A 19,833-nucleotide genomic window follows, 5' to 3' on the forward strand; every position below is an offset into this window, starting at 1 on the left:
CCGAAGGGCGGATGAGGGGGCTGCACGGCACGCCAGAAGACGAAGGCTCCAAGCCCATGGGCATACGTTCGGACACCGCCCCCACCCGCTTCACCTGCGCCCGCAGTTATCGCCCCGCCCCTTCCACGGCCGCAACCGGCGCCATCGCCGCCCGGCCTTCCGCCGCACCATTCACCCTGCCCGCCAGCGCAAAGCGCCTCAGCGACAGGACGGGCTTTTCGACGACGTGCCAGGAGACTGCGGCAACGCAGAGGACGACGACGACCGTTACCGCCGTCAGCATGATGACCCCGGGGATCGTGCCGACGAAGACCGACGGCGCCAGGAAGATCGCAAGCTGGATGAACGGCACGTGATAGAGATAGACGCCGTAGGAATAATCGCCGCGCTCGAGAATTTTCGGCAGCGGCAGGCGCGACAGGCCGGCATAGATGGTGATGTAGGTGAGAGCGGGGATCAGGATCAGCCGGTTGGCGACGCTGTGGGTCGCCCTCGCGTCGAGGACGATCATGGCGATCAGCGCAATGGCGACGCAGGCATAAAGCGCCATCCTGCTCATCGGGATCCGGTCGCGCAGCTGATAGGCAAGGATGCCACACAGGAAGGCCGTGACGAGCTGGGCGCCGCGGCTGACGAACAGCGCATGAAGGGTCGAACCGTCCTGAACACCGGCGGGCGAAAAATGCTCGACCGCAAGGCCGGTAAAGACGTAACCCGCAAGCAGCAGGAAAGTCGCCGCCGGCCGCCGCACCACGCCCGTGATGAGCATGACCGACATGATCGTGTAGCAGTTGATCTCCCAGGGAATGGTCCAGAGCGCCCCGTTGGCCTGCGAGGTCGGGTTGCCGGTGAAGACGCCGGGCAGTTCGATATGGATCGCGCCGACGATGTTCATGAGATAGGCAAAGAAGCCCGCATCGGTGAAATATTCGCCAAGCGTCAGCGTTGTGACGGCCGGCCCGATGATGAAGGCGCAGATCAGGATATCGACCGCGAGCGCGGGAACGATGCGCAGTGAGCGATTGAGCAGGAAATTTGCAAGGTCGAGCCGCTGGGCGCTGGCCGTGATCAGGAAGCCGCTCAAGGCGAAAAACATCGACACCAGACTGTATTCGAAGAACCACAGGATAGGGCCGGTGCCGGCGCGCAAGTAACCGTCAGCGGTGACGACGTGATAAAAAACGATGGTGAGTGCAAGCGCAAGGCGCAGGAAATTGAAACCTGGAGCAAGGCCGTGATGGCCCGCCAGCACCTCTCCAAAGCTCTTCACAGCCCCTCCGGAAAACTGACCGCTACGCCCGCCTCCGGCCGCATGAAGCAAACCACGGCGGCGGAAGAATATTTCCGGCTGCATCTTACGCCCGAATTTTTCAACGAAAGGTTAGCGAGACGCGCACGAAAACACAGCTTGTGCGGTATATTTTCGGACAGACTGGCGCACGCCGGGTGCCGAGGCGAGGCAATCACCGCTTCTGTCAGTCACGCGCCCCTGGCTTCAGGCCGGAACGTAGGTCAGCCTGATCACGTCCTCGTCGATACGATCGCTGGCCACCAGGCGAAGCCGCGACCGGGGCGCTGTGAAGAATGGCGTGCCGTGGCCGAGCACGACGGGATGGAAGTAGAGCTGATATTCATCGATAAGGCCAAGCTCCGTCAGACTTCGCGCCAGGTCTGACCCGCCAATGCCGATCTCCCCGGTAAGCCGGGCCTTCAGCCCGCGTATGACGGTATCGAGGTCCCCCTGGACAAGCGCTGCATTGGGGCCGACCGACGTCAGCGTGCGCGATACGACCCACTTCTGCTGCCCTCGCCACGCCGCGGCGAACTCGCCTCCCGCGGGCTCCCAGTCCGCATGATCTTCGTCCCAATAGCGCATGAGCTCGTACATGCGGCGACCGTAGACGATGGCTGCCGCGCCGCGCACGCTTTCGATGAAGTGACGGAACAGCGCGGGACCGGGCGCAAATTTGTCATGGTCGATGTAACCGTCCAGTGACACGTTCAATCCGAATACGAGCTTGGCCATGTCCTCTTCCTCCTCCCCGGAGCGCTCTTTGGGCGCCGCGCGACGGCGGTTCCGATTGCGTTGTACAACCAGCTGTAAGATAGCCAGACTAGTTTTAAATCGCAATCGGTTTTTGGAGCGCGCATTCATGATGGTGCGCCTGAGCGGATCAACGCGCGCTGTCGATGATCGCGCCGCCGTCGGGAGCAAGGCTGTAGCCGGTGATGAACTGCGAATCCCTGGCCGCAAGAAACAGCACCACCGGGGCAATGTCGTCTTCCGGAGAGCCGAAACGGGCAAGCGCATTGGCTGGCGGCGGGACATCCTTTGCCGCAGCACCCCAGGTATCCGCGATCGGCAGGACATTGTTCACGGTAATCCTGTCGGCGCCCCATTCGCGCGCCGCGGTACGGGTCAGCGCGCGCACCGCCTCCTTGGCCATGTTGTAGGGACCATAACCCGCCAATCCGATGGTCCCGGCCATCGAGCCGAAGTTGATGATCCGCCCTTCGCCGCTCTCCTTCAGGTGGGGATAGCATGCCTGCATGAAGCGCAGATACGCAACCGGCCCGGTGTCGAAGTTCCGTTGCAGTTGCTCGACCGGCAGATCGATGATCGAAGACAGGACCGCAGAACCGTCGAAAGCATTATTCACGAGAATGTCGATGCGGCCGTAGGCGGCGACAACCTTGCCCACCGCAGCCGTGATCTGGTCTGCCGCACCGACATCGCAGACGACGCCGAGCGCGGTGCCGCCCGCTTCAACGATGTCAGCAACAACACGTTCGACGCCTTCGGGCGTCCGCGAGAGAACTGCGACCTTTGCGCCTTCGGCCGCAAACAGCTTTGCGGTAGCGCGGCCAATGCCACGGCTTGCGCCAGTGACGATGGCGATTTTTCCATTGAGTCGACCCATTTTAGTCTCCTTGATTTGGGTTGGTGACAGGCCGTCAGCGCATGGCCGGCTGAACGTAAGGGGAAGGCACGCCGCGGGCATCGTTCTGCGTGACGAATGAGGTGACCAGCAGCGCCAGGCCGATCGCCGCCGGCAATGCGCCGGCAGGCTTTCTGACACCGATATGCGCGAGGCCGGACAGCAGCAGGTGAAAGAAGATCCCGGCATAGGCGAGATCGCTGAGCGGCACGCTGACGCGCGAGAGGATCGCGACAGGGCCGAGGATCTTGATGACGATCATGAAGGCAACGAGATAGGGAGCCTTGTATCCAAGCTCTGCCAGAACCTGACGGACCCAGTCTCCCCTGGTGACGTAGACATAGGCTGACATGAAGTAGAGCGCGGACAGAAGTGCCGTGCTGATCCAGTACAGGTAATATTCAGGCATGATTTCATCCTTGTCGCCGGCCACGCGGCAACACTTCTCTCTTCGAGTCTGTCGGTTTGTTTTGAGAGACGCCTTTGCTGCGTTCCCTTGTGCAGCATGGAAAATGTCGACTAAGATTTATGTTTGCAAGTAGGATGAATTACTTGCCGTTAGTATGGAAAAGCAGGCCATGGCCGAAGGCGAAATCAATATGCATGAGGAGATGAGGCGCGCATTCGCGCTGCTGTCAGGCAAATGGAAGCTTGAAATCATGTGGCTGCTCCACCAGCGGGTCTACAGGTTTGGCGAGTTGAGAAAGGCCATTCCCGGCATCACCCAGCACATGCTGACGGCGCAGCTGCGCGAACTCGAAGCGGATGGGCTGGTCTCGCGTACCGTATTCGCGGAAGTGCCGCCGCGCGTTGAATATGACATTACGCCAAAGGCACGCGGCCTGGGTCCCACGATGGAAGCGCTCACCGCATGGTGGACCGAGTACGGAAAGAGCGTTCCGCCCAGACCGAGCACGCGCGGCCGGAAAGCTGCAGCGGCCGGGCCGTGACTTCATCTTGCTCTAGGTATCGGCAAGCCTGAGTTCGATCAGCTCACGCGCCAGTTCGTAGGTTCCGTCCTCGTCGTCGCCTGAGGCTTCGTCGATCATCTCGGCGGCGGTTCGGTAGACTTCCCTCTCTTCTTCGGCGGAAAGCAGACCCTTATTGCCAAGCACGGAGATGAGCGAGTTCAGAACGGCGGCGGCCGACAGTGTCATCGCTTCGGATGTGAGACGCATGGACTCTGAAGACATTTTTATTCCTCGATCGGTAGAACAACGCCTAAACAATACGTTGGGCCTTCAACAAGTTCCAAGTCGAGGTTACAGTTCCGGCCCAACGGGATAGCGGTTGATCTTATCGTGACAATAATGCCTGCGCCACCCCTGATGATTGCAAGAATTGGGCTAATCCGTGTTGGTAGATTTTATCTTGAAGATGCCATCATTCGAGCTATCCTGCCGGGCAGTTTCACTGCTATGCAACTTGACCTGCGCGGGAATGGCACAGTAGCTGATAGTGGATTTATGTCATGAATCTGATGGTGCCCGATGCCCGCTGAGATGGGCTCGACCGGCCTGGAGGGGAAATCGTGGAAACCAGTCAGGACCGGTTCTTTCAGGCCGTGGCGATGAGGCAGATACCAAGGATCAGGGTTGCGGGCATCGTGGTGGAAGATGGAAAGGTGCTGGTCCAGCAGCCCGCCGACGATCCATCCGCCTGCTACGCCTTCATCGGCGGCGAATATGAGACCGGCGATACGTTCGAGACGCGGCTGCGCAAGGAATTCGAGGAGGAGACGAACGCGAGGGTGAAAGGGGCGCGATACCTCTTCTGCGTCGAAAACCATTTTCGCTATCGCGACCAGCTCATCCAGCAGGCCGAACATTATTTCCTCGTGTCGCTGGATCGGCATGATGTCGTCAGCCGCGAGACGCACCTGAAACAGTTTTGGCTGCCGCTGGCGACACTCGCGAGCGTTGACCTGCGGCCGACGGTGGTGAGGGATGCGGTGGCGCGCGGAAGCTACCTGACGGACAGGCATCTTGTGCAGATGCCGGATTGAGCTTGCGATTTCGATCGACGTTTTTTACCAAGGTCGCTCGTAGAAATCGGGGACGGCTATGACGGGATTTGTTGTTGGGTTGGCTCGGTTTGCTCTGGTTATCGTGTTTGCGGCATCTGGGGTGAGCCTGGTACCAACGGCCACTCGCGCCAGCGAACCGCAGTCAATTCCGCAAACGCTCAGTGCTCTCAAACGCCACTGGTACCAAAACCCCGAGTTTCGCGGCATCCGCGGAACTGTAGACTTTCAGATTGATGCCGATGGGCGGCTTTTCGGCGTACCTCAGGTCCGGCTTACAGGCGGGAGTGCCGCGGAGCGTGCAGAAGTGGAAAAGAACGTGAAGCAGGCCCTTCAAAACGCTTCTTTTCCCAAGCCACCCAAGACAGCGTTTTCGCGACCGGTCAAATTCAGGCTTCCATTCGAGTTCAATTGAGATTGGTGTGAATGGCAGGCGTTTGAGCACGCTGGTCCGAGAGCAGACCAAAGCGGCTTTATGACGTCAGGACAGGCAGACGCACGATCTGATCGCCTGGACGAATGGATGACATCCGATGTGTGACGGCCACGATGGTAAGATCGTGGGCAAGAGCACGCAGGCCATCCATGATCTGCCGTTCGGTATCCTCGTCGAGCGCGGAACTTGCTTCGTCGAGGACGAGGATCGCCGGCTTGCCGTAGAGTGCCCTTGCGATTGCGATGCGCTGGCGTTCGCCGCCCGATAATTTCAGCCCTCGCTCGCCAACCACCGTTTCGAAACCATCAGGCATGCCTTCGATCCGTTCAAGGATGGAGGCTTGCCGCGCCGCCTCGCGCAGGCCTTCAGGATCAAGGGTGCGGCCCAGAACGATGTTCGACAGCAGCGTATCGTTGAGAAGCGCGACGTCCTGCGGAACCACGCCGACATGCGCGAACCAGTCTTCACTGGTTATACGAGCCAGATCGATCCCGTCAGCCAGAATGCGTCCCTCGGAAGGTTGGAGCGCCTTGAGAAGCAGGCGAAGGATGGTGGACTTGCCCGAGCCCGTCTCGCCTACGATGAAAGTTGGCGTTCCCCTTTGTATGTCGAATGATGTCTTCGTAACGCCACGCCCATTCTCATAGCGGAACGTCACATCGTCGAACGCGACCAACCCCTGCGAGGGGCGATAGGAGATTGGATCTGCAGGGTCTTCCTCTTCCGGAGCATGCCACATGGCGGCGAGCGGACGAAATCGGGCCGCAGCCTCCACCGTTTCCTTGATCGCCATTCCGACGAGATGGAAGGGTTCATTGAGCTGGATGAGCAGCGTGTTGAAAAGCACGACCGCCCCGACCGACAGCAGCCCGGCATCGACGCGGGGAACGAGGATCAGAAACGTGATTGCAAGCTGGAACCCGGCCGCAATGCCAAGCACAGCGGAGAAGCTGCTGCTTGCAAGCGCATAGCGCCGCCAGTTCGCGAAGGCATCGCTCGCGCTTGTGGCAAACCGCTCCGCCATCCACCGTTCGCCGCGTGTCTGACGCAACGTGTCGACAATGGCAACGGCGTTGCCGATAAGCTGTGCGTTCTGCTGGCTCCGCTCCATTGCCTTGTCGAGGAACGGCGTCACCCGCCCGACCCTGATATAATCGAGGCCGATCACCACCGCTCCGTAAATCACGACGATCAGAGCGATCTCCCAGCCTATGAAATTGCCGAGAAGGCCTGCGCTGAAAGTGATCTGGACGAAACCGGGCAGCAGACCGCCAATGCTCAACTGCGTGATGAGGTTGAGGGTCTGCGCCCCTTGCTGCTGCGCCCTTCCGATCTCGGCTGCATTGTGGTCGAGGAAGAATGCAGGTTTCTTGCGAAGGATGCGGGAAAAAAATGCAGAATTCGCGATAAAGCAAAGCCGCTCGGCGCAAAGAAAAATCAGGAAACGGGACGCCTGGCCAAACCCGGTCGCGATGGCGAAAAGGAGCGCGTACAGAAGCAATGTTCCAAGCGCATCGCCATGATCCCCGGCTTTCAACAGATCATCGACGGCGCGGGAAAAGAGATAGGGAGAGGCGATAGAAGCGACTGACCCTATCATGGCAGCGAGGACGACAAGCGCCGTGGTGGTGTGAGCCTGCCGGAAATACTGAGCAATGAGCGAACGCAAGATCGGCACGATCGCAGAGTTTGCGACTGTCATGATCGACTCCAGCCTGGGAAGATGACGCCCTCGCTATGCTACCTGACTTTTACAGTCAACTTTAAGGGCGAGCAGCTTCGATGGCTGCTCTTGGCGAGCACGGGACAAGAGGTTGGTGCCGGCACCTGATCCAGATGCCGGATTGGGCTTGCCGTCGCATTCTATCTTGCATTCCCCGGCACACCCCCCTCTGTCCTGCCGGACATCTCCCCCACAAGGGGGGAGATTGGCAAACGGCCTGACCTTCGCGCCTCTCTACCGTTTGCCGGCTGCAACGCCGATAGTTTGGGGAAACCGGTGCTCCCAGCCGATCTCCCTCCTTGTGGGGGAGATGTCCGGCAGGACAGAGGGGGGCGCCACACGGCACAACAATAGCCATCCCTGATGTTCAACGGGACCTATCCAGCCCCCGCGCAAATGCCTCGAACCGCGCATCATAGGCCCCGAACGCCCCTTCCCCATCGAAAATTCCCCAATATTTCCGAAACGACGGCTTCTCGATCTGCCGGCGCAAAAACGTCTCCCAGCCCGGCCAGAAATGCTCCGTTATCTCCGGCGTCTTGTGCCGTTCCAGATAGGCGCGCTCGAAGATCGAGATCATCATCTCGTAGAAAATGTCGCGGCGGTTGAGGTCATCAGCGGAAAGGTCGGCCGGTTCTTCCTGCCAGGGGAAGATGCCGAGATGGGGATAGGCGACGGAGAGTTCGAGCAGCCGGTGATAGGCGTCGCTGATCGTCAGATACGAGCTGTTGAACTCCTGCTCCTTCGCCTTCACATGCTCGCGCCGCGCCTTGACGAGTTCGACAACGCCGGCGACGATCGCGATGAAGGTGCCGACCGCCGTCAGCAGCGAGATGAGATCGGCATATTCGATCAGCGCGTTGTGCATGGGCACAGGCTACATATCTTCGCCTTGGCAGGTCAATTGCCGGCCTGTGGTGAGCCCAAGCGCCGGCGTGGATCAGACGCGATCCAGGAACGCACGCACCCTGATGGTGAGCAGCGCCGTCGCATCCGCGTCATAGGAGGGGAGCGAGCTGTCGGCGAAATAGTGCTGGTCGCCGGGATACAGGAAAAGCTCCGCATCCTCCGCCTTCTCCACGATCTCGCGGGCGGCGTCGATATCGCCCTCGCCGACAAAGACCGGGTCCTTGTCCATGCCATGGATCTGGACCGGCACACCCTCCGGCCAAGGTCCGAAGGCCCATTCGCCGCTGATCGGCAGGCAGGAGTAGAAAAGCAGGGCTCCACGGGCGCCCGGCCGCGTCTGCGCCAACTTCTGCGCCGGCAGCACACCGAACGAGAACCCGGCATAGACGATCCCGGGAGGCAGTTCGTCGGCGAAGCGGACGCCGCGCTCCCGCATGTCGTCGAACCCGGTCTCACCGATATAGGCGAGACCCTGATCGATGCTCTGGAACGTGCGTCCGTCGAAGAGATCGGGCGTATGCACGATGTGACCGGCGGCCCTGATGTCGTCGGCGAAGGCGTGCACGCCCGGGGTCAGCCCCTGTGCGTGGTGGAACAACAAGACCTCGGCCATAGGGAGCCTCCGGGTGAGATGGTCTGGCACACGTTCGACCACTCTACAGGGCCATCGCCTCGCCGGGAAGAGCGCGGACCCGTTGCAGAAGTAACGTCGGCGGCCCCGGCGACAAGGCCTGGAACGGGCTTGTTCGCCCGGCCGTCCCTCCGGTTACGAGCGGAACGCTTCAGCTCCTGATTGCAAAACCGTCATTTACCCTATTGATGGCTTGCGCATAAAGGGGTTAGGAAAAGCTGCCTCTAGACGATGGGGAAATCTCATGCATAGCCGGTGGCGACCGTTCCTTCTCGCGATTATTATCCTCTTTCCGAGTGTCGGCATCAGCAAGGAAGCGCTGACATTTGAGCAGGCTCTGGACAAATATTCGGGGACGCGCCACGCGATTTACCAGTGTTCGACCACTGCCAGGATTGTCGGAAAAAAGCTCAGCGGTTGCTGGAGAGCCGTGCTCTTCATCCAGATGGGGGGCAAATACGCCGTTCCGCCCCTGGCAATCGATGACGCCGCCGCCTGGAGGATCATCGAGGAGACCGCAGGGGCAAAAGGGCCGACCCGCTTTGCGCCGTCTGCGCGCGAAAAGAGCCTGAGCCGGATAGCAGGCACGGTCGCGGGCCTTCTCGGCGGGCACGATCATCCCGACTTCGATATGATCAATTGCCTCTCGGAACTGGAATTCCAGGGGATCGAGGACAGTCTCAGCTGCAACTATGCCTATGCCAGGGTACGGCTTATCATGGCAAACGTTGCCGATGCCGAAGCCGGCGAATACAGGCTCGACAGGGCCGAGTTCCCCTATGTCCTGCAGCAAAGCCTGGAACGCGCCTATGCTGGGATAAAGACCCCGCAGCCCTGAGCCGGAGCCCCGGGTTGCGACGTCCACCGCCACGGCAAGGCGGGTCACTCGATGATCCCCAGGCTCGACGCCTCATCCCTTCGCGAGCTTGCCGGTAAGGAAATCGACCAGCCCATAGGGCGCGCGATCGCCGACGCAGAGGTCCAGGATGAAGCGGGCACCTTCCGCCTCCGTTGCGCTGCGGGCAAACATCGGCTCTTCATAGGCGGCGAGCGCTGCTTCGATATTGTCGGGCTGTGCGGCGATTGCCTTTGCGAGTTCGGCGCCGTCGAACATGGCAAGGTTTGCCCCCTCGCCCGATGGCGCCATCAGATGGGCGGCGTCGCCGATAAGCGTCACGCCGGGCAGACGCGGCCACCGGTGCGCATCCGGCAGCGCATGGATCAGGCGCGGGGCGAGCGCGGTATCGCTTTCGGTGATCAGTGCGGTGAGCGCCGGCGCCCAGCCTTCGAACTCCGCGGCGATCCGGGCCTTTGCCGCAGTGGCATCGGAAAAGTCGATGCCGTCGATCCACTCGGGCGAGCGGTTCATCTGGATATAGGCGTGCAGCACGCCACCCGCCTCGCGATGGGCAACGATGCCCTTGCCCGGCGAAAGCGCAAACATCGCGCCGCGGCCGACTGCCTCCGCCGCGGCCGTGTGGCGGATATCGGCATCATGGAGATAGGTTTCGATGAAGGCCGTGCCGACATAGGTGGGCCCGGCATCCGAAAGCAGCGGCCGCACCTTCGACCACGCGCCATCGGCCCCGACGAGCAGGTCGCTGACGACGCTGGTCCCGTCGGCAAAGCTCAGTTCGTGCCTGCCGGCGCCGAGTGCCGCAACGCCGGTGAGTTTCTTGCCCCACTGGATCATGCCCGCAGGCAGGGAGTTAATGAGGATGCGGCGCAGATCACCGCGCAGCACTTCCGGGCGCGAGAGCGTACCGTCATCGGCCTTCTCCAGCAGTACCACGCCATGCTGGTCGAGCGCACGCGCAGCCTGGGCGCCGTGATGGATGATGGCGCGGAACGCTTCCGTGAGGCCGGCAGCCTCCAGCGCCCGCTGGCCGTTATGCGGATGAATATCGAGCTGGCCGCCCTGCGTGCGGGCCTCGGCCGAAGGCTCCGCCTCGTAGATCGTGGCCCCTACGCCGTTGACGGCGAGGACGCGCGCAAGCGTAAGGCCGCCGAGGCCTGCCCCGACGATCGTGACTGTTACAGTCATTGTCTTCCTTTCCGAAGATGATTGGAACAACGTTCCAGAGATAGTAATTGGAACGTCGTTCCATTCATGTCAAGATGCGGCCCATGAAAATCAAGATTCGGCAAATCAAGGCTCAGCAAATCAAGACTCAGCGGGCCAGAACCCGGCGAAGCGAGCGGCGCACCGATGCCCTCTCGAAGGAAAGGATCGTCGAAGCGGCGATCGATATCCTCGATGCCGAGGGCGAAAATGCCCTGACCTTCCGCGCGCTTGCGGCGCGTCTCTCAACAGGCAGCGGGGCGATCTACTGGCATGTCGCCGACAAGAACGAATTGCTGACCGCCGCCACCGACGCCATCATCGGCCGCGTCCTGGCCGATGTCACTGATGATGCCGGGCCGGATCAGGCGATCCGCACCTTTGCCCTCGGCCTGTTTGACGCCATCGACGCCCACCCCTGGGTCGGCACCCATCTTTTCCGCGAGCCGTGGCAGGCGGCGATGCTGGAGATCTTCGAAGCGATCGGCGGAAGGCTGCAGGCGCTCGGCGTTCCCGAAGAGGCGCTGTTCAATGCCGGGTCGGCGCTCGTCAATTACATCCTCGGCGTTGCCGGACAGAATGCCGCCAATGCCCGCCTGCTGCCGCAAAGCACGGACAGGACGGCCGCCCTCGACACTATTGCCGCAAGCTGGACCGAGCTCGACCCGGCGCGATATCCCTTCGTGCATCATCTCGCGACAAAGCTCAGCGACCATGACGACCGCGAGCAATTCCTCGCCGGCATCGACCTGATCCTCGCCGGCATCGGCACTATCGGCCGGACAGATCAAAGGAACTGAGACGGTGGAACGGGCGGCCCGCGCCCTATCGAGGTCTCAACGCAACCGTGAGCCGGCTGCGGCCGCGCGATGCTCATTCACTCCACGACCCCCGAGGCGCGCAGCAGCGAGGACAGCATCGACCGTGCCCGGTCGCCCGCAGCCGCCAGCCAGGCTCCCGCCGCGGCAGGACTGGGCTTCTGTTCTGCCGCCTCATCTGCGCAGGACCTGTTGTCGTCAGCCAGGCCGGGCGCCGCTGAGGGCGGGCCTGTTGCCTCGCTCTGTGCCTTGTCGGGCGTGCCGCAGGGAACGAGATAGCCCTCCTCCGGATCGACCGCGTTCAGAAGGAAAAGGTAGGCGAGCGCGGGAGACATGCTACGGTCGGGGAAATAGGAGGCAAAGAGCGCCGTTGCCGTCGAGCGGTGGGAAAAGATCTGGTAGACGCGCGTCTGCACGAATTGCACCAACGCCGGATCGCTTCTGTTGACGAGAAGCGCATAGGGTTCGTAGGTCAGATATTCGGCGCCGGTCGGCTGCTCGACCGAGCATGGCGTATTCCGGGCGTTCCAACTGTCGAGTTTGCCGAGGATAAGCTCCCGGTCGCCCATGAAGATCGGCCGTACGCCGGTACTTGGGCCGCAGAACCACTGGATGAGCTGCCGGTAATCCTCCATGGGGCAGAAATGATATTCACGCCAGGACTTCTTGTCCTTGTCCTTATCGTCGGGATCTTCCTTCTTGGCAGCAGGATTGGATGACGGGCATAGGGGATCGGTAACGGCGAGCTCCAGCTTGTCCAGATTTGCCGTAAGCGCCGCCTTGCACGCAGCGCTTTCCGGGTCGGCCTCTCTGCCCTCCTTCTTCGGAGGACAAATCTCCTTCAGTGTGTCCAGGAGCTTGCGCGCCATCACCTGGGACGGCAGCGGGAGGAACGATGTAGCCTGCGCCTTCGGCTGAATCTCGAGGTCCGCGAGGATCCGCGCACTCTGCAGCGCTCTCTTGAGCACCGCCTGGCCGGAAGCACTCAGGGTGGCGCTTTCCGGAAGCATCTGGATCCTGCGCTGCGTCGCGGCCGCCGCATCTAGGAAACGACACCGCTCGTAGATCGCCTTTCGCTGGGTCGGCGCAAGCGTCTTGAAGAGGTCGACCTGGCAGCTCTTCAGAGCGACATCGGCGGCGGTCGTCGCCGAGACATAACCGATCAAGACGTCGCCGCCGCGCGTCGTCGCCTCGCGCGACGACCGGTCGAGATAGGAGACGCCGGACGCAAAGACGATCGGCGAGTAGATGCTGTTCCAGTTGCGGTTGGACCGGCCGTCGGCATCGCCTCCATCGCCATTGGCGCTGATCGACGATCCCGAAAAGCGCATGGTCACCGTGTCGCAAAGAACCTCGACGGGCTTCTTGTCACCGACCGGCTTCCCATTCACCAGCTTGAAGCGTTCGGCCGCCGTGACCGACACTTCCTCGATCGTATATTCGCCGCCCGAGAATATCTCGTGGCACAGGTCAGCCAGGTAGCCGATGTGATGCGGCTTTCCGTGCTCGTCATTGACGAGATAGGAAAACGGCTCGATATCGTCGCGGAAACCGACACGCACGTCCCGGGCGAAAACAGGCGCGCTCAGCGCGAAAGTAGCGGCCATCATGACAGCGCAGGCAAGCTCCGCCCACCTTCGGCCGATCTGCCGCCGCGTTCGGCTGAAGCCGGGCTGGCCAAGGTTCCAGCTTGCAAGGAACGCCAGCACCGTCAGGATGAGCCGGCTCAGCGTATCCGACCGCCGGCTGCATTCGGCGGTCGCAATCGTCGTCGCCTTGAAACAGTCGCTCGGCCAACGGGGATCCCAGAACCAGCTATGGGCGATGGAAAGCAGCAGCACCGAGGCAGCGCAGAGAAGCGCATGGCCCAAGACCGGCCTTCCATGCGTCCGCTCATCGGCTGCCCACAGGCATATCGGCACCATGGGAAAAATGGTGACGGCAAGGGTGGGATAATAGAGCACGAAGGGGTTTGATCCGCCGACCAGCAGCGCATTGAAATAATTTGCATTCTGCGCCACCGCGAAGGCCCGCAGCATCGCAACGCCGGTCAGCCCGATCACCGATACGGCAAGCGCCAATGCAAGGCAGCCTATCATTTGCGACAGGTACAAGGAGCTTCGAAATGCCCAAGGCTGAGCGCCGGCCCAATCCTTGATGTCCCACCGGTATTGACGCAACGAAAATGCCGCCAGCAGCGGCAGCCAGGTCAGCGAGGCGATCTTCAGCGTTTCGAGCAGCGCGGTCAGCAGCACGCCGGCGAGATTGGTCGTTTCCACATATTGGCCTACCAGCTCCTGCACGCCCTGCCAGGCGCTGGCCGCAAACAGGATGAAGACCGGAACGAGCGAGAGCAGAAGTCCCGCCTCAGGCCCGTTGCCAACGGATTGCAAGCGATCCGTTTCCGAAAGCAGATCGGCAAGCGCATCGATCGGGTGAACCTGGCCGGGCTCGGGCACCCTAGCCGACCCAGGAAAATCCGGATCGCGCTCGAGAAAGATTGCCAACAGCGTCACTAGTTCGAAGCGGATCGAAGTCGCGTCCTTCATCAGCTGTGACAGGTAATCGTCAAATCGGGCTTCGATGGCATGCAGGTCGGGATTGGCAGGATCCGTGGCTGTGGGATCGCCGGTTTCCCGCAGCCGGCGCTGAAAGTTGTTCAGTAGAGTATCGGCCGAATCTACGAACTTTTTTTCGGCCTCCCGTACACGCGTAGAAACCCCAGCACCCGGCCAGCTGCCACGCGCGGTCTTTGCCCAGACGATCAGCATCTCCAGGTCCGACAGGAGCGAGAGCAGCTCCCCCGTTCGCGCGATCCGCTTTCCCAGCAGCCGCTTGACGCGCGAATTGCCTTCGATCTGGCTCTCCCAGTTCTTGCGGTAACGCTCCAGCATCTCGGCAAGCGAGCCCCTGTCTCTGTTGACCCATTTCTCGCTGGCCTCGCCGACGAAGCGAACAGACGGTTCTTCCATCGTGGCGATGAGGCTCCGTGTGATCTGCTCGATCCGCACGGGAATACCGGCCGCCCGGTAGGCGCGATTGCGCAGCCACTCCTCGGCAATGCGCACCGGCGGCAGCAGATCCGCCAGCCCCGCGAAGGCGAAGGCAAGGGTCAGCGGCCATTGCGGGCTGTCGAATTTCAATTCGGCAATATCGACGGAGATGCCGGCAACGGGGATCATCTGCGTTGCCTGGAAGATCAGCTTGCCGAAGAAGGTGAGCGACACATAGAGGATGAGCATCGCGCCGGCATAGATGAAATAGGCCCTGTGCAGCGAATTCTGGCCGCCGAGATCAGTGGGATCGAAATCGCGCAGCGCCTCCGATGTGGCGTTGATGTTCCTCCCCTTGGCCTTGAACCGCGGCCACGAGAAGAAGGCAACGAAAAAACAGCCGAAGGCGAAGGCATAGAGGAAAGACGGATCGAACCTGACGCCCATCATGGGAAGCTGCGGCATGTCGCTGAGGCTCAGCCCCTGGTATTTCCACAGCGACCACGGAATATCCGCCGGCCAAGGATTATCCATCCGCCCCTCCAGAAATCGTGGCGTTCGCAGGTTCTCAAGCGGAACCAGTCAGTGCCGGTGGATCCGGATTTTCCTTGCTAGCAGCGAGCCACGTTGGGGTCGCACGGGCCCGCCACTGCAGCAGGCGGAACGACTGCGACGGTCGAGACGCAAAGGCCAATAGCGATGAGCAGAACGAAGATACGCATGTTACCCTCCCTAACTCACTTTATAGTAGCATATTTGAAATAACGGGGAAAGAGCACCTGCCGTAAGCGACAGTCCAGGGTAAAGAAAGACGCTGTGAAATAAAGATTTACAGCCTTGTTAGCCTGTCTTTTCACTTTAACACAATGCTATCTATCATTGAATTAGCACATTCGTAACTATAGATACCACGCATTTCGGACATCGCCGGAGGGCGGGTTCGGCGTCACGCAGAACCCCAGAAAGCGCCGCGACCAGCTCGCATTCTTCTTCCTTCAACCATTAACCCATTGATCCTGAATAAGAATTTTGAAAAATGCGGCAAAAACGGCCAAAAATGCCGCTAAGTCATTGATCCTGAATAAGTGATCCACTTTCCTCCAAAAATACGCGTAAAGAGATTCAAATCAGGAGAGAGCGCCGAATGACGGAAAAAAATATAAAAGTTTTTCCGCTTTCCTGCGTCACTTATTCAGGATCAATGACTTAGCCCCTCTTTGCCGCCATGCCGGCAGCACCGGACCCTCATCAGGCCGCGGCTTCGACTGTCTGCCTGCCTCAGTGATGGTGGCCGCGGGAGAAAAGCCGGGGGAAGGAAAAGTGCCGATGGGCTCCGTCGTCATCGCGGGGAAAGGCATCGCGGATGTGCTGCGTGTAGTACCAGCCGGGCGATGGCGCGGTGACGAGGTTGATGACGACGGCCGGGGGCACGTCGAAATATCGGCGGTGGCCTTTCAGCCGGTGCTCGATCTCGAGGATCTGGGTGACGGGATCGTAGGTGATCTCCCTGATCAGATGCGAGGCGAGTTCCACCGTCGCCACCCTCGGGCGGGCGCCCTGCGGGCTCCCTTCCCTGTATGGGGCCTGTTGCCCGTGATGTCCCCCTTGCCCGTTACCGGGGCTCATCTGCGCCCTGCACCTTCGGCTTCCAGCGGGCGGTTCGACGGCTCGATCTGGGATTCGTAGAAATCCAGCTTGTCCTCGGCGATGCGCAGGCCGACAATGTGCCCTTCGATGACATCGACATGGGTGTGCAGGCTGCCGTCGGAAAATTCGACGACGAGCCTCGAAGGCTCTTCGCTATAGCCAATTCTGCTGATTTCCCTGTCTCGATGAGCCTTCTCGGATACACCGATGGCATTCTTAAGCTTTTCAAGCATCAGCAAGCTCCTCTATTCTAACAGATCCCTGGTCAATTCAATGCGCCCCGGCAGAGAATAGCTTTTCATATCGTTTGGTCAGGTGATTGATATTTGAATATACCAGTTACGATTGTATTCCGTGGCGATATTCCGGCTTTGAGATAGGCTGATCGATCCATTTTCCTCCGAACGGCTTTGGACAAAAAGCGGCTGAGGCACCAAACGCGAGGCTTCCGAAAAGGTTCCCGCCCGCGTTCACAAATTTCCATTCACGATTTGCCGTCCCGCCTCGCCGGCAGTTCAGGAAAAACGTTGCGTGCGTCTAAGTCGATTAACGATCCGAAAAACCAGTGAACAAAGCGTAAATTTCAACAGGGATGAAGCTGAGACCAGTCTATTTTTCGGACATTCGAGACGAGAAACGCAGATAAGGAATATATTCTGCCGGAAATGTGAGTTCTCCGGAACTTCGCTCCATGCTATTTGTAATATCCAGACCAGATGGAGAACTAAATTCAATGGCATCGGTGGAAATGAATCAAAACGACTATGAAAATACACTGGCTCTGGAGCTTGGAAATACGCTCATCAAAGATGTAGCTCCAGAGGAGGCCTCTGATTTTGAGGCGATAATAAACGAATACAACAAAGCGAAAAATGAATCTCCCGACGGTGAACATCCGCTCGCTTTCGGCGTCGGAGACCTCGTCAATATTATGTCTCCCTACGTGTTCGAGGCGGCGAAGGTGATTATTGGCTTCCTGCTTCTGCAAGCCGCATCCTCTGCAAAGAATATTGCCACCGCAGCCTTCACGACGGGTACCGACCTCATTACCGAGCGTCTGACGAACTGGATGAAGGGACTTGCCGACGGCAAGCAGCCGCTTCCGCTCAATGCCGATCAGGAAGCGGACCTGCTGGCCAGAATTCGCAAGCGCCTCGCCGAACTGAAAGCGAACCCGCAAATCACGGAAGCCGTCATGAAATCGGTGGACGATGCGATCAGACCGACCCCCTGAAGCACGTCTCGCAAAACTGCAGCGGTTTTGCGTCCGCAATTGCTTGAAAACAAGGAGATAGGGCATTTCGGTCATCAGAAGAAAAGCGGAAATGCTCTAGCACGTGGCCAGCCATGAGCGGTTCACCTGCCGAATCCTTCGATTTTGGAACGCTCCCAAGTGGAACGCGCGAAAGATTCATACTCCTGTTCGCCCTTGCCCTGATCGGGTGCGAACAGATCGCGATCTATGCCGTCATATTGATCTCAGGCTATTATCCGGGCCAGTTCTATCTCTACGACTGGTATCTGTCCGCGATTATTGCCGCGTTCTTTCTCGTCGTCTTCGCTTCTTATGCGGCGCATCAGAAAGATATCACGAAGCGATTTGGACCTGCCGGTCCATTGCCGCCGGAGATGCAGCCGGTCTGCGATCAGATGCTGTCGAAGGCCGGCCTGCGGCATGTGAAGATCCGGATGACATCCACGCTGCTTCAGCAGGATGCGATCGCCTGCGGCTTTCCCTTTTTCCGCACCGTCATTCTGGGTGGCGGCCTGAAACTGGTCTTCAGGAAGCGGCCGGATATGTTCGCCGCGATCGTCGCCCACGAACTGTCCCACATCAAGAACAGGGATGTCGATATCGGCTATTTGAGCCGTGCCATCTTTTCAGCCCTCGTCCTGTTCACCGCTTCCATTCTGGCATTTGGAATGGCCCGGTTTCTGTTCGAGCTCTTCCGGAACAACCCGCTTGGCATAGTTCAGGATTTTCTGTCCTATTACGTGTGGGGAACACAGCTGCAGCCGGCCTATAACGTCATCTGGGTGGGCAACAGCGTAGTCGCCTACCTCTTCGAATTTGCCGGACTGGCCCTCATCCTCATACTGGCCTTCATCAACTACACGACCCTGTTGCGAAGCAGGGAGCATTATGCCGATCTCGGCGGATGCTTCATCGTCGGCAGCGGTCCTCTGGCTGGTGTTGTCGGGATGGCATCTCCGATGCGCAAGAGCCTTTTTCGGCGCCTGATCGCATTTCACCCGCTGCCGCAGGCAAGGCTCGCGGTGATCGCCGATCCGCCATCGCTGCTGGTGCCATCGAATTGGGAGGTCGCCTTTTCGGGATATGTTTTCGGCGTCATCACGCAGAACCTCTATGCCGGAGGGTTCCTGCACAATTCAGGCACCTATACTGATTACCTCAAGCAAGCCGTCTCCGGCTGGTCGAGTTTTCTCGTCACGGCGTTGCCTTTGGGCCTCATGCTCATCTTCTTGCTCGTGCTCGGCTCCCAGAACCTGCGCGCCAGCGTCGCAGCCGGCTTTGAAAGAGGCGCCGGGTTCGCACCCTACCTGCTGCGATCCGCCCTGGCTGCATTTTGCATGTTCGCAAGCTTCGCCGCCGGCTGCATCCTCAACACCTCGTTCCTATCGGTGAAATTGTTCGGAAATCCTGAAAATCTCTACACGGTTGATATTCTGACGTTTTCGACACTCGTCGGCGCGACCGCCATAGCTGCTTTCGTCTTCGGCTTCTATTTTCGAAATCTCTATCCGATATCGAGCTTTCGCGGGCTGTCAGCTTCACTGAGGGCGATTTTCCTGTTTTTGTGGCTGTATCTCGCAGTTCAGCTGGCGCAATTGATCTACGCCCTCGCAGCACCGGACGATGCCGGCCTCGACGTTCCGCGGGTGCCCTTTGCAATCGGTCTGATGGTCTATATCGCGATCATTTTCATGCTGCTCGCCCTCATGATGGCGCTGGCGCGCCGCAGGACGCGAGCAGGCGCCGTCTCCTGAGCAAAGCCGCACCCACCCGTTCGCCGCCCCAACCTTTTCCCGGCTATCTCCTTGGCAAACCGGGGTGTGATGGCATGAGCGAACTGACGGCGCGGCAGCAGCGCTTTGTGGAGGAATATCTCGTCGATCCCATCGGCGCGCAGGCGGCGATAAGGGCGGGCTATTCCCCGCGCGGAGCGGCTGTGACTGCCTACCAGCTGCTGAAGAAGCCTGATATCGCCGCAGCCATCGGCAGGGCGAAGGCCGAGCGCTCCGAGCGCACGCGGATCGATGCGGACTGGCTCCTGACGCGGCTTGCCGCCGAAGCCGAGGCCGATCTCGGCGATCTCTACGACGGGAATGGCGATCTCCTGCCGATCAAGGAATGGCCTGCCATCTGGCGGCAGGGGCTGGTGACGGATGTCGAAATCTCCGCGCTCTACGAGGGCACGGGCAAGGAGCGTCGCGAAATCGGCCATGTGAAGAAGGTGAAATTCGCCGAGCGGCTGCGCCGGCTGGAGCTGATCGGCAAGCATATCCGCATCAATGCCTTCAAGGAGATCGTCGAGCACAAAGGCTTGAGCGCGCTCGCCGAGCGGCTGGAGCGGGCGCAAAGACGAAATGAGGGGCGCAGCGAGGACAATGATGGCGAGGCGCAATAGGC

Annotated in this window: 20 protein-coding genes; 8 read left to right on the top strand and 12 right to left on the bottom strand. The window is 60.0% G+C overall.

The window, feature by feature from the left end; translation table 11 throughout:
* Nucleotides 1–106 precede the first annotated feature (106 nt).
* From PMI11_RS35615 to PMI11_RS35630, 4 genes are all read right to left on the bottom strand, one after another.
* Nucleotides 107–1,270, bottom strand: a complete 1,164-nt coding sequence (locus PMI11_RS35615; RefSeq protein ID WP_007827443.1) for an acyltransferase family protein — start codon at nucleotides 1,268–1,270, stop codon at nucleotides 107–109.
* Nucleotides 1,271–1,495: 225 nt separating this feature from the next.
* Complete coding sequence (locus tag PMI11_RS35620) at nucleotides 1,496–2,026, bottom strand: dihydrofolate reductase family protein (protein WP_007827445.1); 531 nt, start codon at nucleotides 2,024–2,026, stop codon at nucleotides 1,496–1,498.
* A gap of 148 nt (nucleotides 2,027–2,174) precedes the next feature.
* Nucleotides 2,175–2,921: an SDR family NAD(P)-dependent oxidoreductase gene (locus PMI11_RS35625; RefSeq protein WP_007827447.1), complete on the bottom strand. Its 747-nt coding sequence runs from the start codon at nucleotides 2,919–2,921 to the stop codon at nucleotides 2,175–2,177.
* A gap of 34 nt (nucleotides 2,922–2,955) precedes the next feature.
* Nucleotides 2,956–3,348, bottom strand: coding sequence for a DoxX family protein (locus PMI11_RS35630; RefSeq protein WP_007827449.1), 393 nt, complete (start codon nucleotides 3,346–3,348; stop codon nucleotides 2,956–2,958).
* 154 nt (nucleotides 3,349–3,502) lie between these two features.
* Between PMI11_RS35630 and PMI11_RS35635 the strand changes: the two genes are divergently transcribed.
* Nucleotides 3,503–3,889 carry a winged helix-turn-helix transcriptional regulator gene (locus PMI11_RS35635; protein WP_037072732.1) on the top strand — a complete coding sequence of 129 codons (387 nt, stop codon included), beginning with the start codon at nucleotides 3,503–3,505 and terminating at the stop codon, nucleotides 3,887–3,889.
* A gap of 12 nt (nucleotides 3,890–3,901) precedes the next feature.
* Here the strand turns inward: PMI11_RS35635 and PMI11_RS35640 are convergent, their stop codons facing one another.
* Nucleotides 3,902–4,132, bottom strand: coding sequence for a hypothetical protein (locus PMI11_RS35640; RefSeq protein WP_007827453.1), 231 nt, complete (start codon nucleotides 4,130–4,132; stop codon nucleotides 3,902–3,904).
* A 338-nt stretch (nucleotides 4,133–4,470) separates the two neighbouring features.
* Here PMI11_RS35640 and PMI11_RS35645 point away from each other — a divergent pair, with 338 nt between their 5' ends.
* Nucleotides 4,471–4,944: an NUDIX domain-containing protein gene (locus PMI11_RS35645; protein WP_007827455.1), complete on the top strand. Its 474-nt coding sequence runs from the start codon at nucleotides 4,471–4,473 to the stop codon at nucleotides 4,942–4,944.
* Between the two features lie 58 nt (nucleotides 4,945–5,002).
* The gene (locus PMI11_RS37585) at nucleotides 5,003–5,377 is read left to right on the top strand and encodes a TonB C-terminal domain-containing protein (RefSeq protein WP_157179739.1); all 375 of its coding nucleotides are present in this window, start codon (nucleotides 5,003–5,005) and stop codon (nucleotides 5,375–5,377) included.
* Between the two features lie 58 nt (nucleotides 5,378–5,435).
* Here the strand turns inward: PMI11_RS37585 and PMI11_RS35655 are convergent, their stop codons facing one another.
* From PMI11_RS35655 to PMI11_RS35665, 3 genes are all read right to left on the bottom strand, one after another.
* The gene (locus PMI11_RS35655; protein ID WP_007827457.1) at nucleotides 5,436–7,100 is read right to left on the bottom strand and encodes an ABC transporter ATP-binding protein; all 1,665 of its coding nucleotides are present in this window, start codon (nucleotides 7,098–7,100) and stop codon (nucleotides 5,436–5,438) included.
* Between the two features lie 388 nt (nucleotides 7,101–7,488).
* On the bottom strand, nucleotides 7,489–7,989 hold the full coding sequence (locus PMI11_RS35660; protein ID WP_007827459.1) for a hypothetical protein: 501 nt from the start codon (nucleotides 7,987–7,989) through the stop codon (nucleotides 7,489–7,491).
* Nucleotides 7,990–8,061: 72 nt separating this feature from the next.
* On the bottom strand, nucleotides 8,062–8,643 hold the full coding sequence (locus PMI11_RS35665; RefSeq protein WP_007827462.1) for a dienelactone hydrolase family protein: 582 nt from the start codon (nucleotides 8,641–8,643) through the stop codon (nucleotides 8,062–8,064).
* A gap of 262 nt (nucleotides 8,644–8,905) precedes the next feature.
* Here PMI11_RS35665 and PMI11_RS35670 point away from each other — a divergent pair, with 262 nt between their 5' ends.
* Nucleotides 8,906–9,499 (top strand): hypothetical protein, encoded by a 594-nt coding sequence (locus tag PMI11_RS35670; protein ID WP_007827464.1) that lies wholly within the window; start codon nucleotides 8,906–8,908, stop codon nucleotides 9,497–9,499.
* 72 nt (nucleotides 9,500–9,571) lie between these two features.
* Here PMI11_RS35670 and PMI11_RS35675 read toward each other — a convergent pair whose 3' ends face one another.
* Nucleotides 9,572–10,705 (bottom strand): FAD-dependent oxidoreductase, encoded by a 1,134-nt coding sequence (locus PMI11_RS35675; RefSeq protein ID WP_007827466.1) that lies wholly within the window; start codon nucleotides 10,703–10,705, stop codon nucleotides 9,572–9,574.
* Nucleotides 10,706–10,788: 83 nt separating this feature from the next.
* Here PMI11_RS35675 and PMI11_RS35680 point away from each other — a divergent pair, with 83 nt between their 5' ends.
* Nucleotides 10,789–11,523, top strand: a complete 735-nt coding sequence (locus PMI11_RS35680; RefSeq protein WP_007827468.1) for a TetR/AcrR family transcriptional regulator — start codon at nucleotides 10,789–10,791, stop codon at nucleotides 11,521–11,523.
* A 77-nt stretch (nucleotides 11,524–11,600) separates the two neighbouring features.
* On the opposite strand, the gene PMI11_RS35685 is transcribed toward PMI11_RS35680, so the two are convergent.
* The 3 genes from PMI11_RS35685 to PMI11_RS35695 form a co-directional block, all read right to left on the bottom strand.
* Entirely contained in the window at nucleotides 11,601–15,068 is a 3,468-nt protein-coding gene (locus tag PMI11_RS35685; RefSeq protein ID WP_007827470.1) for a hypothetical protein, read from the bottom strand.
* Nucleotides 15,069–15,812: 744 nt separating this feature from the next.
* Nucleotides 15,813–16,160 (bottom strand): KTSC domain-containing protein, encoded by a 348-nt coding sequence (locus PMI11_RS35690; RefSeq protein WP_007827474.1) that lies wholly within the window; start codon nucleotides 16,158–16,160, stop codon nucleotides 15,813–15,815.
* Nucleotides 16,157–16,414: a KTSC domain-containing protein gene (locus PMI11_RS35695; protein WP_007827476.1), complete on the bottom strand. Its 258-nt coding sequence runs from the start codon at nucleotides 16,412–16,414 to the stop codon at nucleotides 16,157–16,159. The genes PMI11_RS35690 and PMI11_RS35695 overlap by 4 nt, the downstream gene beginning before the upstream one ends.
* Before the next feature lie 500 nt (nucleotides 16,415–16,914).
* Between PMI11_RS35695 and PMI11_RS35700 the strand changes: the two genes are divergently transcribed.
* The 3 genes from PMI11_RS35700 to PMI11_RS35710 all read left to right on the top strand — a co-directional run bounded on the left by PMI11_RS35700 (nucleotide 16,915) and on the right by PMI11_RS35710 (nucleotide 19,831).
* Complete coding sequence (locus tag PMI11_RS35700; RefSeq protein WP_007827477.1) at nucleotides 16,915–17,415, top strand: hypothetical protein; 501 nt, start codon at nucleotides 16,915–16,917, stop codon at nucleotides 17,413–17,415.
* 113 nt (nucleotides 17,416–17,528) lie between these two features.
* The gene (locus PMI11_RS35705; RefSeq protein WP_007827478.1) at nucleotides 17,529–19,190 is read left to right on the top strand and encodes a M48 family metalloprotease; all 1,662 of its coding nucleotides are present in this window, start codon (nucleotides 17,529–17,531) and stop codon (nucleotides 19,188–19,190) included.
* Nucleotides 19,191–19,264: 74 nt separating this feature from the next.
* Entirely contained in the window at nucleotides 19,265–19,831 is a 567-nt protein-coding gene (locus tag PMI11_RS35710; protein WP_007827479.1) for a terminase small subunit, read from the top strand.
* Nucleotides 19,832–19,833 lie beyond the last annotated feature (2 nt).

Source organism: Rhizobium sp. CF142 (genome assembly GCF_000281145.1).
Taxonomy (GTDB): domain Bacteria; phylum Pseudomonadota; class Alphaproteobacteria; order Rhizobiales; family Rhizobiaceae; genus Rhizobium.

Bases quoted from the DNA above. Each gene is read 5' to 3' on its own strand.
- PMI11_RS35640 (WP_007827453.1), bottom strand. From the start codon at position 4,132: ATGTCTTCAGAGTCCATGCGTCTCACATCCGAAGCGATGACACTGTCG.
- PMI11_RS35710 (WP_007827479.1), top strand. From the start codon at position 19,265: ATGAGCGAACTGACGGCGCGGCAGCAGCGCTTTGTGGAGGAATATCTC.
- PMI11_RS35665 (WP_007827462.1), bottom strand. From the start codon at position 8,643: ATGGCCGAGGTCTTGTTGTTCCACCACGCACAGGGGCTGACCCCGGGC.
- PMI11_RS35670 (WP_007827464.1), top strand. From the start codon at position 8,906: ATGCATAGCCGGTGGCGACCGTTCCTTCTCGCGATTATTATCCTCTTT.
- PMI11_RS35655 (WP_007827457.1), bottom strand. From the start codon at position 7,100: ATGACAGTCGCAAACTCTGCGATCGTGCCGATCTTGCGTTCGCTCATT.
- PMI11_RS35705 (WP_007827478.1), top strand. From the start codon at position 17,529: ATGAGCGGTTCACCTGCCGAATCCTTCGATTTTGGAACGCTCCCAAGT.
- PMI11_RS35635 (WP_037072732.1), top strand. From the start codon at position 3,503: ATGGAAAAGCAGGCCATGGCCGAAGGCGAAATCAATATGCATGAGGAG.
- PMI11_RS37585 (WP_157179739.1), top strand. From the start codon at position 5,003: ATGACGGGATTTGTTGTTGGGTTGGCTCGGTTTGCTCTGGTTATCGTG.
- PMI11_RS35690 (WP_007827474.1), bottom strand. From the start codon at position 16,160: ATGAGCCCCGGTAACGGGCAAGGGGGACATCACGGGCAACAGGCCCCA.
- PMI11_RS35620 (WP_007827445.1), bottom strand. From the start codon at position 2,026: ATGGCCAAGCTCGTATTCGGATTGAACGTGTCACTGGACGGTTACATC.
- PMI11_RS35625 (WP_007827447.1), bottom strand. From the start codon at position 2,921: ATGGGTCGACTCAATGGAAAAATCGCCATCGTCACTGGCGCAAGCCGT.
- PMI11_RS35630 (WP_007827449.1), bottom strand. From the start codon at position 3,348: ATGCCTGAATATTACCTGTACTGGATCAGCACGGCACTTCTGTCCGCG.
- PMI11_RS35675 (WP_007827466.1), bottom strand. From the start codon at position 10,705: ATGACTGTAACAGTCACGATCGTCGGGGCAGGCCTCGGCGGCCTTACG.
- PMI11_RS35695 (WP_007827476.1), bottom strand. From the start codon at position 16,414: ATGCTTGAAAAGCTTAAGAATGCCATCGGTGTATCCGAGAAGGCTCAT.
- PMI11_RS35660 (WP_007827459.1), bottom strand. From the start codon at position 7,989: ATGCACAACGCGCTGATCGAATATGCCGATCTCATCTCGCTGCTGACG.
- PMI11_RS35680 (WP_007827468.1), top strand. From the start codon at position 10,789: ATGAAAATCAAGATTCGGCAAATCAAGGCTCAGCAAATCAAGACTCAG.
- PMI11_RS35685 (WP_007827470.1), bottom strand. From the start codon at position 15,068: ATGGATAATCCTTGGCCGGCGGATATTCCGTGGTCGCTGTGGAAATAC.
- PMI11_RS35700 (WP_007827477.1), top strand. From the start codon at position 16,915: ATGGCATCGGTGGAAATGAATCAAAACGACTATGAAAATACACTGGCT.